The sequence below is a fragment of the Thiomicrorhabdus sp. Kp2 genome (assembly GCF_000478585.1).
Lineage (GTDB): Bacteria > Pseudomonadota > Gammaproteobacteria > Thiomicrospirales > Thiomicrospiraceae > Thiomicrorhabdus.
In genome coordinates this window covers 81,023-96,875 of the sequence record NZ_ARWI01000001.1, presented here as the reverse complement: position 1 = coordinate 96,875, position 15,853 = coordinate 81,023, and the positions used below count along the sequence as shown (strand labels likewise).

General features: G+C 39.7%; 14 protein-coding genes. 6 read left to right on the top strand and 8 right to left on the bottom strand.

Annotation, left to right across the window (positions count from 1 at the left end; all coding sequences use genetic code 11):
- Nucleotides 1-9: 9 nt before the first annotated feature.
- Together rimO and A379_RS00455 are read right to left on the bottom strand one after the other, a co-directional pair.
- Entirely contained in the window at nt 10-1,383 is a 1,374-nt protein-coding gene (gene rimO / locus A379_RS00460) for a 30S ribosomal protein S12 methylthiotransferase RimO (RefSeq protein ID WP_040724891.1), read from the bottom strand.
- Nucleotides 1,384-1,523: 140 nt separating this feature from the next.
- Nucleotides 1,524-1,775 (bottom strand): hypothetical protein, encoded by a 252-nt coding sequence (locus tag A379_RS00455; RefSeq protein WP_040724889.1) that lies wholly within the window; start codon nt 1,773-1,775, stop codon nt 1,524-1,526.
- A 173-nt stretch (nt 1,776-1,948) separates the two neighbouring features.
- Here A379_RS00455 and A379_RS00450 point away from each other — a divergent pair, with 173 nt between their 5' ends.
- The 4 genes from A379_RS00450 to A379_RS00435 all read left to right on the top strand — a co-directional run bounded on the left by A379_RS00450 (nt 1,949) and on the right by A379_RS00435 (nt 7,195).
- A complete protein-coding gene (locus A379_RS00450) occupies nt 1,949-2,989 on the top strand; it encodes a Fe(3+) ABC transporter substrate-binding protein (protein ID WP_040724887.1) in 1,041 nt (346 codons plus the stop codon).
- A gap of 69 nt (nt 2,990-3,058) precedes the next feature.
- A complete protein-coding gene (locus A379_RS00445) occupies nt 3,059-4,687 on the top strand; it encodes an iron ABC transporter permease (protein WP_040724885.1) in 1,629 nt (542 codons plus the stop codon).
- Complete coding sequence (locus A379_RS00440; RefSeq protein ID WP_040724883.1) at nt 4,680-5,750, top strand: ABC transporter ATP-binding protein; 1,071 nt, start codon at nt 4,680-4,682, stop codon at nt 5,748-5,750. The genes A379_RS00445 and A379_RS00440 overlap by 8 nt, the downstream gene beginning before the upstream one ends.
- Nucleotides 5,751-6,085: 335 nt before the next feature.
- Entirely contained in the window at nt 6,086-7,195 is a 1,110-nt protein-coding gene (locus A379_RS00435; protein ID WP_040724882.1) for a carbohydrate porin, read from the top strand.
- A 93-nt stretch (nt 7,196-7,288) separates the two neighbouring features.
- On the opposite strand, the gene A379_RS00430 is transcribed toward A379_RS00435, so the two are convergent.
- Nucleotides 7,289-7,711 carry a CopD family protein gene (locus A379_RS00430; protein ID WP_040724879.1) on the bottom strand — a complete coding sequence of 141 codons (423 nt, stop codon included), beginning with the start codon at nt 7,709-7,711 and terminating at the stop codon, nt 7,289-7,291.
- 300 nt (nt 7,712-8,011) lie between these two features.
- On the opposite strand from A379_RS00430, the gene A379_RS00425 reads away from it, so the two are divergent.
- Together A379_RS00425 and apbC are read left to right on the top strand one after the other, a co-directional pair.
- Entirely contained in the window at nt 8,012-8,491 is a 480-nt protein-coding gene (locus A379_RS00425) for a peptidylprolyl isomerase (protein WP_040724878.1), read from the top strand.
- Nucleotides 8,492-8,625: 134 nt separating this feature from the next.
- Nucleotides 8,626-9,711, top strand: a complete 1,086-nt coding sequence (apbC, locus tag A379_RS00420; RefSeq protein ID WP_081696291.1) for an iron-sulfur cluster carrier protein ApbC — start codon at nt 8,626-8,628, stop codon at nt 9,709-9,711.
- Between the two features lie 105 nt (nt 9,712-9,816).
- Here the strand turns inward: apbC and hybE are convergent, their stop codons facing one another.
- The 5 genes from hybE to A379_RS00395 all read right to left on the bottom strand — a co-directional run bounded on the left by hybE (nt 9,817) and on the right by A379_RS00395 (nt 15,789).
- Nucleotides 9,817-10,497, bottom strand: a complete 681-nt coding sequence (gene hybE / locus A379_RS00415; RefSeq protein ID WP_040724877.1) for a [NiFe]-hydrogenase assembly chaperone HybE — start codon at nt 10,495-10,497, stop codon at nt 9,817-9,819.
- A 2-nt stretch (nt 10,498-10,499) separates the two neighbouring features.
- Complete coding sequence (locus tag A379_RS00410; RefSeq protein WP_051144833.1) at nt 10,500-11,012, bottom strand: molecular chaperone; 513 nt, start codon at nt 11,010-11,012, stop codon at nt 10,500-10,502.
- Nucleotides 11,013-11,184: 172 nt separating this feature from the next.
- On the bottom strand, nt 11,185-12,114 hold the full coding sequence (gene nrfD / locus A379_RS00405; protein WP_040724874.1) for an NrfD/PsrC family molybdoenzyme membrane anchor subunit: 930 nt from the start codon (nt 12,112-12,114) through the stop codon (nt 11,185-11,187).
- Between the two features lie 3 nt (nt 12,115-12,117).
- Nucleotides 12,118-12,963 carry a 4Fe-4S dicluster domain-containing protein gene (locus A379_RS00400; RefSeq protein WP_081696290.1) on the bottom strand — a complete coding sequence of 282 codons (846 nt, stop codon included), beginning with the start codon at nt 12,961-12,963 and terminating at the stop codon, nt 12,118-12,120.
- Between the two features lie 12 nt (nt 12,964-12,975).
- On the bottom strand, nt 12,976-15,789 hold the full coding sequence (locus A379_RS00395) for a molybdopterin-dependent oxidoreductase (RefSeq protein WP_040724872.1): 2,814 nt from the start codon (nt 15,787-15,789) through the stop codon (nt 12,976-12,978).
- Nucleotides 15,790-15,853: the final 64 nt, after the last annotated feature.

Here is a 15,853-nt window from a genome sequence, read left to right as displayed (position 1 = left end):
TTTTGCTTATTATCCAAGCTCAATATATGAACTCTCTTGCGTGACAAACTCATCAATAGGCTTTGCCCATAAATCATATTCATCAGCACCGATAATTTCTACCGTAACAAACTGACCAGGCACAAGATGAAAAGCGTCATCGATAAAGACCATACCATCAATTTCTGGCGCATCGGCCATAGAACGAGCTACCGCCCCTTTATCATCTATTTCATCCACCAAGACCTTCATGACCTTGCCAACTTTAGCTTGCATTTTTTCTGCACTGATACGCTGTTGCAACTGCATAAAACGGTCATAACGCTCTTGCTTAATCTCATCAGGTACTTGTTCAGCAATCTCATTAGCCACCGCCCCCGTTACAGGCGAATATTGAAAACACCCTACTCGATCAAGCTGCGCTTCTTCTAAAAAGCTTAATAAGTCCTGAAACTCCTCTTCTGTTTCACCAGGGAAACCAACAATAAAGGTAGAACGAATCGTTAAATCAGGTACGGCTTCACGCCATCTTTTAATACGTTCGAGTGTTTTCTCAACGGTACCAGGACGTTTCATCGCTTTTAATACACGTGGATTAGCGTGCTGTAATGGCATATCTAAATAAGGCAAAATCTTACCTTCTGCCATCAGCGGAATCACCTCTTCAACATTTGGATAGGGGTAAACATAGTGCAAACGAACCCAAAAATTATCTACACCACCTAACTCACCCAAGGCTTCTGATAAACCAACCATTGAGGTTTTAGTTGGGCGACCTTCGGCAAACTCTGTTTTGTATTTAACATCAACCCCATAAGCGGCTGTGTCTTGAGAAACCACTAATAGTTCTTTAACGCCCGCTTCTTTTAATCGTTTGGCTTCATTAATCACATCGGCCACTGGGCGACTTACTAAATCACCACGCATTGACGGAATAATGCAGAATGTACAACGGTGATTACAGCCTTCAGATATTTTTAAATACGCAAAATGTTTGGGAGTTAATTTAATACCTTGAGCAGGCACTAAATCTACAAACGGGTTATGTGCTGGCGGTGCAATAACCTCATGCACGGCAGACAACACCTCTTCATAAGCCGCTGGGCCTGAAACCGCCAAAACTTTAGGATGTACTTGAGTAATTTCTTCCGCTCTAGCCCCTAAACAGCCAGTTACAATCACCTTGCCGTTCTCTTGTAAGGCTTCGCCTATTGTGTCTAGAGATTCTTGCACAGCACTGTCTATAAAACCGCAAGTATTTACAATCACCGTATCGGCATCTTGATAACTATTAGTGAGCTGATAACCTTCAGTACGAAGCTGAGTTAATATGCGTTCGCTATCAACGGTTGCTTTAGGGCAACCTAAACTAATAACACCAACGGTTGGTTGTGACTTAGACATGTATATAACTCCAAAAATGAATGCGCATTATTTTAACGTAAACAAGTACATTATTCTTAACGTTATTGCTATTAAAACGCGTACTAAGTAAGCGTTACATTTTTAAAGTTTATTCGTCCTATTAAATAATGAATACCAACTTAATTAAGCTGAAACGCTATTTTTTTTGATTTTAACTGGCTAATCGTTACTGGGTCAGTATGTGTTTGACAGCTTTTTAAGCAATACTCTCTAGCATCACATTGAGCACAATGCTCAGGCTTACATAGATCAAGACAAAGTTTTTTTAAGTCAGCCTTGCTTGCTTCATCTAAACAATTGACTTGACTTGGTGTTAACACCCCTTGATTAAACAACTTAGCCATAACAGCTAAACTCAACTCTACTTTCATAATGTCTCCTACGCCTTAATACCCCAATAATTTATTTCACTGTAAATATTAACCATTATCATTTACATTTAGATTATAAACGATTAGACTTTGATGTAAATATTATTTAAACAACGGTTAAGGCTATTAGACATAACAATAGTCCTTTAGCTATTATTTTAGGAAATGACGCTATGAAATTATTCAACACAAAACTGTTATCAAGCTTAATCTTAAGTAGTGCAATGGTTTTTCCAGTTGGGTACTCAACCTCTGCTAATGCAGAAGAAGTGAACGTTTACTCTGCCCGTAAAACTCAACTGATTAAACCTTTATTGGATGCATTCACCCGTGAGACAGGAATAAAAGTTAACCTAATAACCAGTAAAGCGGATGCTTTAGTCAAAAAACTTGAGTCTGAAGGTCGTCGTTCTCCAGCGGATATTTTTATTACTACTGACGCAGGTCGCCTACACCGCGCGAAAGAGCTTGGCTTATTGCAAGCCGCTATTTCTGAGGACGCCTTAAATAAAGTGCCTGCCAATCTAAAAGATATAGATAACCAATGGCTTGGTCTCACCACAAGAGCGCGTGTGATTGTTTATAAAAAAGACAAAGTAAATCCATCCGAGCTTTCTACCTATGAAGCGCTAGCCGAGCCTAAATGGAAAAACCGTATCTGTATTCGCTCTTCAGATAATATTTACAATCAATCTTTAGTTGCATCAATGATAACCAACATTGGCGAACAAAAAACTCAACAATGGGCAAATCAGTTTGTAGAAAATTTTGCCCGTAAACCCAAAGGCGGAGATCGTGATCAAGTTAAAGCGGTGGCAGCAGGTAATTGCGATATTGCCATTGTGAATACTTACTACCTCGGACAAATGCTTAATGGTAACGACCCTGAACAAGTAAAAGCGGCACAACAAGTCGCTGTATTTTGGCCAAATCAAAACGATAGAGGTACCCATATTAATGTAAGCGGTATTGCCATTACTAACTCCGCTAAAAATGTGGATAATGCCAATAAACTCATTACTTTTTTACTCACTAAACCAGCTCAGGATTGGTATGCACAAAGTAATAATGAATACCCTGTAGTGGCTAATGTTGAAGCCAGCGATACATTAAAGTCTTGGGGAAAATTTAAAAGCGATAGTTTAAATATGTCGCAACTTGGTATTAATAATCCAAAAGCGGTTCGTTTAATGGATAGAGCCAACTGGCGATAATAGCTAATTACCTGTTAGCATCATAAATTATCGCCTAAAAATAAAGTTAGGAATTTACAAAACCGATACATGAAAAACACCCCACGCATTTGGTTGCTATCTTCATTTGTTATTGCCTTATTAATGACCACACCTATTTGGGTGTTGGTCACTTTCCTTTTTGAACCTGGCAATGAAAACTGGCAACATCTCATTAACACATTGTTACCAGACTATATACTCAACTCAATTCTTTTAATGCTCGGGGTGAGTGTGGGTACGCTACTATTAGGTGTACCAACCGCTTGGCTAATCAGTCATTATGAGTTTTGGGGGCGTAAATGGTTGCAGTGGGCACTGTTATTGCCTTTGGCTATGCCCGCCTACATTACCGCTTATACCTACACCGGGGTTTTAGAGTTTGAAGGGCCTGTGCAAAGCCTATTACGTGAAATAGTTAACCCAAACGTTTCAAGCTGGTTTCCAGAAATTCGCTCACTGGGCGGTGCTATTTTGCTATTTTCTTTTGTTTTGTACCCCTATGTTTACCTGTTAAGTCGTAGTGCCTTTGGCTCACAAAGTCAACAAGCCTTAGACGTCAGTAAAACTTTGGGCGTATCGCCATTTAAAAGCTTTTGGTTAATTGCCATACCCATGGCCAGGCCTGCTATTATTGCGGGCGTTACCTTAGCACTCATGGAAACATTAGCCGATTTTGGCGCCGTTCAACACTTTGGGGTAGATACCTTTACCACCGGCATTTACCGAACTTGGTCTGGCTTGGGTGACACCACAACTGCAGCTCAACTCTCTTTAATACTCTTGATTTTTGTTGCAACACTTATTGCCATAGAACGCTGGTCAAGAAAACAACAACGCTATTTTACAAGTGACAACCATTCACAAACACACACTTTAGTTAAGTTGCCAAGCCGTAAAGCTAACATGGCGTTTGCTATTTGTTTTTTTCCAATCTTAATTGGTTTTTTAATTCCCTCTTTACAACTGTTGTATTGGTCAATGACCACCGCGGAAAGTAATCTTAATAGTGACTTTTTTAACCTAATATTCAACAGTCTGTCTTTAGCATTGATTACTGCCCTGGTGACACTGGTTATCGCCTTATTGCTTGCTTACTCAAAACGGTTATCACCCTCAAAATGGATTAAACAAAGCGTACAATTATCACACTTTGGTTACGCCATTCCAGGCACCGTTTTAGCCATTGCCATCCTAATTCCGCTAGCAGGCCTGGATAAATTAATTGATGATTTCTTTTATAATCACTATCAAATATCAACAGGCCTTATTTTTTCAGGCACTCTATTTGCATTAGTTATGGCTTACACTATTCGCTTTTTATCGGTGGCCTTACAATCAATAGAATCGGGATTACAGCAAATTAAACCCAGCATGGACGATTCCGCGAAAACACTAGGTGCATCAAACTGGCAACGGCTTAAACAAATTCATATTCCACTTTTGCAAAGCAGTTTACTTACCGCATTAATTTTGGTGTTTGTCGAGGTTTTAAAAGAACTACCCACCACCCTAATATTACGCCCTTTTAATTTTGACACCTTAGCCATTAGAGCCTACGAAATGGCTGCCGATGAACGCTTGGCTGATGCAGGCTTACCCGCATTGCTTATTGTTTTAACCAGTTTAATACCCGTTATATTTTTAAGTAAACTTATGGAAAAAAACCAACATGCCTGAACTTACTTTGCTTCAAGTTAAAGCTAGCCATAGCAATCAAACCGTTATAAAAGGGGTTGATTTACTTTTAAAAGATAAAGAGATTGGTTGTTTATTAGGGCCTAGCGGTTGCGGTAAAACCACCCTTTTAAGAGCCATAGCGGGTTTACACAATATTAATGATGGAGAAATTCACTTAGGAGAAAACTGCTTATCTTCTTCTACTCAAAATATAGTTACAGAAAAACGTCAAATAGGCATGGTTTTTCAAGATTACGCCCTGTTTCCACATATGACCATTTATGAAAACATTGCATTTGGTTTAAAAAGCACCAGCAATAAAGAAAAACAGGCACGCATTCAACAACTGTTAGAACTAATCGATTTACCCGATGTCGCTAAACGCTATCCACACCAGCTGTCAGGTGGCCAACAACAACGCATTGCGTTAGCCAGAGCCTTGGCACCCAAACCGAGTTTATTATTAATGGATGAACCCTTTTCAGGGCTTGATATTGAACTTAGAGAATCACTTGCCCGTGAAGTAAGAGAGATTCTTAAAGCCGAAGGCATTAGCGCCTTAATGGTTACCCATAACCAAAACGAAGCCTTTGCCATTGCCGATTCAGTTGGTGTAATGAAGGATGGTAAACTTTTACAGTGGGACACTGCTTATAAACTCTATCACGAACCCAAACACCCTTTTATTGCCGACTTTATTGGCCAAGGCTCACTCATTAGTGGTGCGGTATGCGATTGCCAAGCGGTACATACCGAACTTGGTTTATTAAAAGCCCGTTTACCTTTTGGCGTTCAAACTGGCGAACAAGTCTCGGTTTTAGTACGTCCAGATGATATTTTGCATGACGATAGCAGTGACTGGCAACTTGAAGTCATTAGCCGAGCCTTTAGAGGTTCTCACTTTTTATTTACCTTAAAATTACCTAGTGGCGAAAAAGTATTGTGTATGAGCCAGTCACATCACGATCATCCAGTTGGTTCAAAAATTGGCATAAAACTCGAAATGGATCACGCAGTGGTTTTTCAATTACAAAAAACAGATGAACAATTTGTAAATATTTAATATATGAAAACCTCTTAATTTACAACAGGTTATATTGCTTTACATAAGTCTTAGTGCCTTTTTATCAATACAAAACTCATTAAAATATCTTGTTTTAAAACAATAAAAAATCTTTGCCATTTACCAGGCCTGCTCTTTGATAAACCTATATCCAAGCCTCTAAATATTAATGCAAATAAAAACAATTCTTATTAAGATTGACTTTAAGTAATTTAATTTATTACAATACAAAGCAATCCAGTTGGCAGAACTTTTAAAACAATAAAGACCTGATCTAGCTACCGCTTAGAAAATGAAATACTCAAAATGAACTTTGCCTACAAGTAAATGAAGCCATGAATCAATCTACTAAAAATCGAATTATCAAACCCTCAATTTTGCATGCCGCCCTACTCTGCTTACCAGCGGTTTCTGCTGCAAATGATATTAGTTATGAGGCCAGTGTTAACCTAATTCATCAGCAGGCTAACACCTCTAAACTCAAGGCCAATACCTCTTTATCGGCTGATTTGGTTATTTTAAAACCGACTGAAAAGGGTGAATGGCAGTTGCATATTGAAGCGTCAAACAGCCCTATAAAAGAAGGCGTCGCTAACTTAATACAAGACAGCAACTCAGACTCAGGTTCTTCTTTAGACAACCGTGATGAAGGCCGTATACAGATTTCTGAACTCAATTATCGACATAATTTTACTAAACAGCTAAATGTCACTTTAGGTTTGGTTGATGCCACTGCTTTTTTAGACAGTAGTGAAATTATGAATGATGAAAATCATAATTTTATTAGTGCGTCTTTGGTGAATAACTCAGTAATCGATTTTCCCGATTATGTTTTGGGGGGCGCAGTTGAATATGCCATCAGTCAAACTACATCGGCTCGATTGTTTGTGTCATCGACTCACGGAATTGCAGACAATAACTCTAGAAATTACGCCAGTTTATTTGAAGTGAATGAGGATGAAAAAGGCCTATTTAGTGCCATGGAGTTTCAGTATAAAAAAGACAATTTCTTCTTTAATACTGGTGCTTGGCTGCACAATGGTAAACATGAGGCTTTAAATGACCCGCAAGAAAATGATTTATCTAACTATGGTGGTTATTTAACGAGTGGTTATCAATTTAAACAACATCAATTTGAAACACGTTTTGGTGTCGCTAACGCAGAGGTTTCATCGGCAAAACAGTTTTTTTCTGCGGCCTATCAGCTTAATACCAATGCTTGGAACTTAGGTGTTGGATATAGTTCAACTCAATTCTCACATTACCTAACCACAGCCCAAAAATCCTCTGAAACCATTGAAACGTATCTGCACATTCCTATCAATGCACACTGGCACATTACACCATCAATACAATGGTTTAAACACCCTGTTTACGAATCGCAAACGATTCAATTAGAGTCAACCGTAATGACAGGTAATGTTCGATTAAACTATACGTTTTAACTGTTTTAACTTTATTGATTCTCAAAACAAAAACAAAAAAGCCGTTTTACCAGGCCTGGTAAAACGGCTTTTGATAGACTGATAAATGGTAATTTAGAAAGGTTTAATCACGACCAAAACTAAAATAACAAAAGTTAGTACCAAAGGTATTTCATTTGCCCAACGGTAATAAACACCGCTGTGATTTAAGTGCCCTTCTTGCATCTCTTGCATGCGTTTTTTGGTCCACATATGATAGGCCAGCATTAATAATACAAACACAATTTTGGCGTGTAGCCATCCCATACCTTGAGCTATTGGAAAATACGCCAACCATAACCAAATCCCCGTTCCAATCGCTAACATCATCATAATGGTCATAAACTTATAAAGTTTTTTAGCCATAATCGCTAAACGGTCAACATCTTGCCCCGCTTCTTTGCCCTCAACAAAATGTACAAAAATACGCGGTAAATAGAAGATACCCGCCATCCAAGACATCATAAATAAGATATGAAATGTTTTTAACCACAACATAAAATTTGCTCCAATAAAATAATAAAGAATTCTAAACGTCCATCATAATACCCGTTTTAAAAAAAATAGTCCGTCCAAGTATTAAAAAAGACAGTATTACTCAAATATTCAGAATATTGAACCCCTAACCTGATTACTTTTATATGCAATAAATTCCCCTAAAAAGTGTACAAATCAAATTGAAAAGGTATCATAGCTAACACGTATTTCATTCAATCTACTATAAATTTCTATTAGGCTTTTAACCTTCCGTTATATTTAGCTTAATCCATTTATGTTTAAAAAATCAGGACCCTCTCAATGAGCATTCAAAAAGACAAAGTTGCACTAATCGAATATACACTGACCAATCAGCATGGTGAAGAACTAGACGCTTCAAACGGTAACCCACTAGCTTATTTGCACGGCCACCACAATTTAATTCCAGGCCTAGAAGCAGAATTAGAAGGTAAATCTGTTGGCGATAAGTTCAAAGCGACTATTCCAGCAGATCAAGCCTACGGCGAACGTGTTGATGCTTTGGTGCAAACGGTTCCTAGCTCCATGTTTCAAGGTGTAGAAGAATTAGAAATTGGGATGCGTTTTGAAGCGCAATCTGAGCAAGGCATGCACTCGGTTGAAATCACTCATATTGAAGATGAACAAGTCACTGTTGATGGTAACCATCCTCTAGCAGGTGAAGCTTTAACATTTGACGTTGAAGTGGTTGGACTGCGTGACTCGACTGAAGAAGAAATTGAGCATGGACATGCTCATGGTGAAGGTGGTCACCACCACTAAGGTTACCCAGCCTTATAAATCTTCATAGCCCCTTAATAGGGGCTTTTTTATTAAAGGGTATTAAAAATACTTTATTTTCAATCAACGCTAAGCCGAGTAAAATTATTTTCTATTTTGATTAAAAAAGTTGGATTATGGATAATCACACCCTTGCCCAGTTAGGATCTATTAACGAGCCTTATGTTGGTAAAACACTCAATGAATTGAATGCTATCTCTTTTAAAAACAATCACATAACCATTACCCTACCTTATCCTGCAAAAGGCAATGAACGCACACTTAAAAAGACGATTCAACAAGAACTGAACAGTGCTAATTTAAATATTGAATTTAACTATCAAATCAAACCTTCGCCAAAAATTTCTAAAGAACAACCTGGCCTGGTAAATGTTAAAAACATTATTGCTATCTCTTCAGCAAAAGGCGGTGTAGGTAAATCCACGGTTACTGCAAATCTGGCTTTAGCTTTACAAGCCGAAGGGGCTAGAGTTGGTGTTTTAGATGCCGACCTTTACGGCCCTAGCCAAGCCAAGATGTTTGGCATTGATCATCACAGACCCAAAATCAACGGCGATATAATCAAACCGATTTTGGCTCATGGAATACAAATCGCCACCATTGCCAACCATCTTACTCGCGAAGACACCCCATTGATTTGGCGTGGTGCTCAACTTGACTCAGCCCTAAAAACCTTACTTTTTAGTACTGAGTGGCCAGAATTGGACTACTTATTGATTGATATGCCGCCAGGTACGGGTGATGTGCAATTGACGATTGCTCAACAAATACCCGTTTCGGGTGCGGTTGTGGTCTCCACACCACAAGAAATTGCTCTTCTCGACGCCAAAAAAGGTTTAAAAATGTTTCACCAGGTAGAGATTCCTGTTTTAGGGGTAGTTGAAAACATGAATATGTTTATTTGCCCAAAATGCGGACACGAAGAGCATATCTTTGGCCACGATGGCGCTCAACTAATGTCTTTGCAGTACATGGTAAATTTTTTAGGTTCTTTACCGCTAGATAAACGTATTCAAGAAGAGACTGACAACGGTAATCCAACCGTTGCTGCAGAGCCAGAATCCAAGATTGCATTAAGCTTTAGAGAAATTGCCCGTAAAGTCGCCTCAGCACTCTATATACAAGATGCACAAGCTCCAGCTGTTCCACAAACTGAAGAGCAGTTAAAAAGCGCAACCAAAACGATTCAATGGAATATTTAATTTTAAGAGAGTTCTTAACAAATCATTCAATTCAATCGCATCACAAAAACAAAAACGCACTGCAATTTTCAGGGCGTTTTACTTTGTTAAAAAACGTTCAAGAAATCACGTCATCCACTTAGATAAAAAACCTCTGCGGTCCAATATTTCATTCTCATCAATCGGCTTCGATTTATCTTCAATCTCTTTAAGAGAAGCCTCTTTGGCTAACGCTTCTTGTTCTATTTTTTCATAGTGTGCTTTTCTAAAAGCAATTACTTGAGACCAAGCGCCAAAAGCGCTTTCGTTGTCGGCGTATTTATCCATAATCTGCACTAGAGGTTGAAGTAAATAGTGCCCTAATTTGGGATGATAATTCAAATTACCTTTTTGTGAACTACCGCCAATATCAAAGGTTTTTAATGAACCAATCACCACATAGTCTTGGTTTTGCCTCCGTTCAGCTAACCACTCAGTTTCTATCTCTAAATTAGGCTGTTGTAACACGGGGATATAAATTGTACATAACATCCACGGCGTTAATAAAAAACCTGTCACCCAACCATCTACAAATTTAAAACCTCTAAGTTCAACTTGTAGATTATGATTCACACCCAACCACTCTTCTTCAAAGTTTTTGTGATAGGTGTTTTTAAAGACATCAACAATCAAATCATGGGTTTCTTGCAAAGTTTGGGTTTGAATCAATTGCCAGTCAGAGTTACCAGGCCTGGTAACTTTTTCAACCCTATTTTCTAACACTTTACCTTCTGCTAATTCAGAGGTGTGTGACGATTTATGCTTCATAATCACATCTCAAATAACGCTTCAAGACGTCTTGCATAATCTCGGTAAAACTCTAAATCTGCATGAATACGAATCGCTTTTGCCAGCTTGGGCACCCAAGTGTGTAGATGTTCTAAAATCTCAACCAAAAATGCTTGTTGGTCACTGTAGTTTTCTAAAACAAATGCTAAAAACGCCAGCTCAGAGCCAAGGTAATCAGCTGGTAGTTCCGCATCTGGTTGGTATTGCACTTTATTATATAAAGCTTGAATGGTATGGGTGGTATCACCCATCATACGCCCTTCTGTCCATACCGATTCAAATGGCGCACATTCCGTTTTAGGGTGTCCAGAAACAAACAGGCGAGTGTGCTCCATTTGCCATCTTTCTAAAGGCGTTGACTCAATCTCTTTTAACGATTCTTTAGACAACCAAGTCAGTTGAGGTGCTAGCTCTTGGATTGCTTCCATAGACTCTTCACAGGGTTCACCAAGCAAACCAGAGAGAACAATTAGCTCTTGGATTTTTTCAGACATAAACAATCCTTGTTTGTAAGTAAAAGCTCACTATTAAATGCGCTTTATTATTTTCCTTTATTAAATTTTGTTAAATATTCTAGCGATAAAAAGAAAAAACTTAACAAAATACCTAGTACATAAAACAAAAGCACTCTAAATGAGTGCTTTTGTTAAAGGTGAATCTTGAGGCTTATTTAGGATAAGGCAATTCCCAAATACCTGCTAGTAACATGTAATGACGAAGGATGTAACCTCCCATCAATACAAGCAGTGCAGAAACTAACACTAGAAAACCGTTAGTAGGAATTTTATGCGTTACCATTGCCAAGTTAATGATAAAGGGCACAATTAAACCTGCCACAAAAAATCCATAAGTCCAGACTGGATCGCTCCAAAGCAGCTCATGAGAGGCTTGTCCATTCAAACTACCGTTTAATAGGTAAAAGAAAAAACCAGCCACAATAATGATTTCAGAACCGATTAACCAAGTATCAATTAGCTCAAAACGATGACGTAACTCATAGTCATCGGCTCGTACAATGACATACTGAATAATCAACAAGCTAGCTAAAGCTGTTGAGACCGCTGAAACCGTAAACAGTACAGGGATACCAGGGTTATGCCAAAGTTCCACCGCTGGAAATGATTGCAGTAGCATCCCCGTATAAACCGCTGTAAATACTGACATAAAGACAGTACCCCAAGCCATTACACCCGCGTATTTGCTACCAAACCATTTAAAGAACTTCAGTAGCTGACACCAGCCTAAAAAACGAGGTGTTGGAATATGTGGAAGTGTATAAATCAGACCCCAAATCATACCAAAGATGATTGACCAGGTACCCCAGGCGATCCAAGCATCAGGCTTAACAAACACACCTAATAACACACGCCAAACGGCTAAATGGTCTAATAGATGGTAAAACAGCATGGCCGAACCAACAGACAACATAACAAAACCCGTTAAGTTACCCCAAATCATTAATAAGGTATTGTCCTGACCAAACATTTTTAAACGATGAACTAATGTTGAAATGGCCATGACCATTGCACCCATACCACCTAAAAAGAGGTAAACCGCCACTAACCAGTTCCATTGCTCTTGACCAAAATAGAACATACTTTACGCCTCCACTCTTAATAAGTCTGTAATTTGAGCATTGTCTGCAGAATTAGCCACTGCACTTTGTGCAAACGGGCTATTCGCATCAAATCCATCAAAAGCCGCATGGTGTTCTGCATGGTCCGGCTCACCACCTGCTTTACGCTCAAACGTTGTGCCATTTTCACCCCCCATTGGGTGTAGACCCGCTTCAGAGTTTTGACCATTAAAGGTGCCACGTTCAAAATGAACCGTTTGCTTTTTAACGGGAATGTAATACACATTCGGCTTAGTGCCTAAATGCGCCATTAAAGGTTCAGCAATACCAGAATTAATAATTTGAGTAACTGGGTCATTCGGGTTATCTAAGTCTGCAAACTGCCTTGAATTACCTACACAAGTTTCAACACACGCTGGTAAACGATTGTCTTCAACACGGTCACGGCAGAAATTACATTTATCCACACCTGGACGTGTTTTCTTCAGTGTTTCTTCACCAAATACCACTTTTTTCTGAGTATTATCATCGTAATCTAATGCATACCGAGCATCATATGGGCAAGCTAAAGTACAGGCCTGGCAACCCATACACATATCGTCATCCACATCCACAATACCGTTATCCATTTTGTAAGTTGCACCTGTTGGGCAAACCGTGACACAAGGCGGGTTATCGCAGTGGTTACACAAACGTGGAAAGAAAACACGTGCCGCATCGGCATCGGTTTTACCTTTTGAAACATCATGTACCTGAGTACGCCATTTATCAGACCAAAACGGAGTTTGGTTTTCGACCGCACAAGCCGCCATACAAGCGTTACAGCCAGTACAGGTATTTAGGTCAATTAACATTGCATAATGAGCCATCCGTGATCTCCTTTAGACTGAAGCTATTTTTTCTACTTTGATCGTGAATTCTTGCGAACGGAAACCAGCTACAACAGGGTCTATTTTGTAACCAATGATTTTATTAATCGCACTACCGAAATTAACGGCACGACTTAATGCGGCATTCTCAGTACCAAAAGATGAATACATAAAGACCGACTCTGGCTGAACTTGGTTAGTCACATAGGCTTTACCATCCACATTCAAGCTCTCATCTTCTAGGTTTGTTAATTTAATGGCATCGCCCGTTTTAATTCCCAGCTTATCGGCGCGTGCTGGGTTAATCCAAATCCCCGTGTAAATGTCCTCTTTAAAAACGTTAATAGCCGCTAAAACAGGGTTATTCGCATTGGTAGAACCGTGTGATACCGTGGGTGATTTACCATAAGTAAAGTAAAACTCACCTTCATCTAACATACGGTCTTGATTGACTTTTTCACCTAAAATACCCGATGGGAAGTGCATCGCCAACACACCAAAGTTGGGTGCGCGCGTTGTACTCTTACCGCGAATATTTTCAAACAAACTTGAGTAAAATTCTAAGCGGCCCGAACGTGTCGGTACTGGCATTTTTTGTGGCATAGCTGCTTCCTCAAGCAACTCGTCCATGGTTTTAATATAGTAAACGCCTTTTTCACGCAAAACTTTTTCAAAATTTTCGGGTGTTTCACCCACTTCGTGAGCCGCATGTTCCATGCTCACACGACGATAAGCTGCCGCAATCGGATCAGGCGTACCTTTAGCTTGTTCTTCCGCCACATATTTTTTTGCTTTAGAAGCTGACAGGCCTGCTAGGTTGTCAATGGTTTGGTAATACGCCTCAACGCCTTCTTTTCCAGAAATGATCTCTGTCATTCTAAACATAACATCGGTGACTTCATGGGTATCGTAAATTGGGTCAATTGCTTTAAAACGGGTTGTTAGACCTAAATCTTGGTTTACACCATTACCATAAATACCAGGTTCATCACGCTCTAAATAAGTTGAATTAGGTAAGATAACGTCGGCATAAGCGGTGGTATCAGACGGTAAAACATCCATACAAACCACACATTCAACGTTGTCGTGGTTTAACATATCTTTCCAATATGAATCTGGAAAGTAATGGTGAACGGGGTTTGCACCATTAATAAAGAACGCCTTAGTAAGGTATTGTTCCCCTTTGTATTCCACTTCACCACGCACCGATTCAAACAGGCCTGTATCGGCCATTACGGGTAAAGCAACCCATGGTTTACCAGAGGCTTTTTGCTGTTCTGCAAAGGCATAAGCCCAAGCTGGCTTACCATGATTAAAGTTTTTAGGGTTACTGAATACATCAACCACCATCTCTGCAAATGGCATCCCCCCTGTGGTTGCCAATGGATGAGCTTGTTGAACACCCGCTTTACGAGCCTTATTTGTGGTATGAACTTTATGACGCACTTCAGCCGCATTAATCCAGCCTCCTTTGCTATCAATCCCACCAATTAGGGTTTGTAACATCGCTTGAGTACGGCGTAACATCTGAACGTTGTTGTAACGCGCACCCATCCAGCCTGGATCAATGATTGCAGGTTTAATGTGCGAATATTCATAAGCGATACGAATAATATCTTCTGCAGGAATTGTGGTTGTTTTAGAAGCAAACTCAGGCGTGACATGTTTGATTTCATCTAACTGGGCTTCAAAAACCGTTTGCACTGACTGACCATTTAGTTGTAACCCCTCAGGCAGCCTTAAAGTTGGAATGACGCGTTTACCGTTAATGTCTAGGTCATTGGCATTGTCGTGTGCTTTAACTTGCTGAACCGCACCAGAAAGCTCATCGAAAACCGAAAAATTACCTTGAGCATCACGAAGAATCTGCCATTCACCTTCGCCATCTTTTTCAATTAAGAATGGTAGGTTTGTATGTTTAATGCAGAACTCTTTGTCGTAGTAGTCTTTAGACATGATTTCATTCATTAATGCCATCGTGAAATCTAAATCGGTACCAGGACGAATACGAACCCATTCATCGGCCTTGGCCGCGGTTTCAGATAAACGAGGGTCAAGAACAACCACTTTGGCGCCACGCTGAATCCCTTCTGCCGCACGCACTACACGTGCAGTAGAAACCGCTCCCATTGAGCCGTTATTAGCGATATACATGATGTAACGCGCATTATCAAAGTCAGGAAGAATTTCATCGTGAATATTAAAATTCCCCGTTACCGCATCCGTCCCTAAGTGCCCCGTTGTTACACAGTGTTGCATTGGAGAAGCCACAATATTTGGAATTTGGTTTGCCATTGAGAAAGCAACGGCCCAATTCATATAGAACACGCAGTTTGTCCAACCACCTACAGTAGTCCACTCCCAAGGTTTTACATTTTGAGTGTGTTTTGCAATATAGTCATAAGCTTCGTCCCATGAAGCTTTACGGAAGGCCATTTCACCGCGCTTAGAACCTTGTACACGAATCATGGGTGTCTTTAGACGATCTGTATCATAAGTTTGGAACAAACCCGACTGACCGCGAGCACAAGCTCGACCGCGATTTAAGGTTGAGTGAGGGTTCCCCTCTAACTTAACGATGCGACTGGTTTCACCATCGGTCATAGTGCGGATCTCGATATTGCACAAAGATGAACAGAAATTACAAATCGTATAATCCAGCTTCTCTTTCATCTCTTTACGTTTGCTGTCGGCAAACATTAAGTCGTCCCATGATGGAAGATGTGCGCAAGCCAATTTAGAACTTGCTAAAACACCCGCTGTGGTGGTTGCCGCAGCGCCTTGAATAAAAGTTCGTCTAGTGAGTTTTGGAAATGACCATGCCATAAAACTTTTCCCTGTTTTTGACTAAAATTGCTTTTTAACAGTTGAGAGTATAAGCAGAGGCTAA

What these genes read in the sequence shown, in the direction of transcription:
- rimO (WP_040724891.1), bottom strand. Translation starts at nt 1,383, where the DNA reads ATGTCTAAGTCACAACCAACCGTTGGTGTTATTAGTTTAGGTTGCCCT.
- A379_RS00455 (WP_040724889.1), bottom strand. Translation starts at nt 1,775, where the DNA reads ATGAAAGTAGAGTTGAGTTTAGCTGTTATGGCTAAGTTGTTTAATCAA.
- A379_RS00450 (WP_040724887.1), top strand. Translation starts at nt 1,949, where the DNA reads ATGAAATTATTCAACACAAAACTGTTATCAAGCTTAATCTTAAGTAGT.
- A379_RS00445 (WP_040724885.1), top strand. Translation starts at nt 3,059, where the DNA reads ATGAAAAACACCCCACGCATTTGGTTGCTATCTTCATTTGTTATTGCC.
- A379_RS00440 (WP_040724883.1), top strand. Translation starts at nt 4,680, where the DNA reads ATGCCTGAACTTACTTTGCTTCAAGTTAAAGCTAGCCATAGCAATCAA.
- A379_RS00435 (WP_040724882.1), top strand. Translation starts at nt 6,086, where the DNA reads ATGAATCAATCTACTAAAAATCGAATTATCAAACCCTCAATTTTGCAT.
- A379_RS00430 (WP_040724879.1), bottom strand. Translation starts at nt 7,711, where the DNA reads ATGTTGTGGTTAAAAACATTTCATATCTTATTTATGATGTCTTGGATG.
- A379_RS00425 (WP_040724878.1), top strand. Translation starts at nt 8,012, where the DNA reads ATGAGCATTCAAAAAGACAAAGTTGCACTAATCGAATATACACTGACC.
- apbC (WP_081696291.1), top strand. Translation starts at nt 8,626, where the DNA reads ATGGATAATCACACCCTTGCCCAGTTAGGATCTATTAACGAGCCTTAT.
- hybE (WP_040724877.1), bottom strand. Translation starts at nt 10,497, where the DNA reads ATGAAGCATAAATCGTCACACACCTCTGAATTAGCAGAAGGTAAAGTG.
- A379_RS00410 (WP_051144833.1), bottom strand. Translation starts at nt 11,012, where the DNA reads ATGTCTGAAAAAATCCAAGAGCTAATTGTTCTCTCTGGTTTGCTTGGT.
- nrfD (WP_040724874.1), bottom strand. Translation starts at nt 12,114, where the DNA reads ATGTTCTATTTTGGTCAAGAGCAATGGAACTGGTTAGTGGCGGTTTAC.
- A379_RS00400 (WP_081696290.1), bottom strand. Translation starts at nt 12,963, where the DNA reads ATGGCTCATTATGCAATGTTAATTGACCTAAATACCTGTACTGGCTGT.
- A379_RS00395 (WP_040724872.1), bottom strand. Translation starts at nt 15,789, where the DNA reads ATGGCATGGTCATTTCCAAAACTCACTAGACGAACTTTTATTCAAGGC.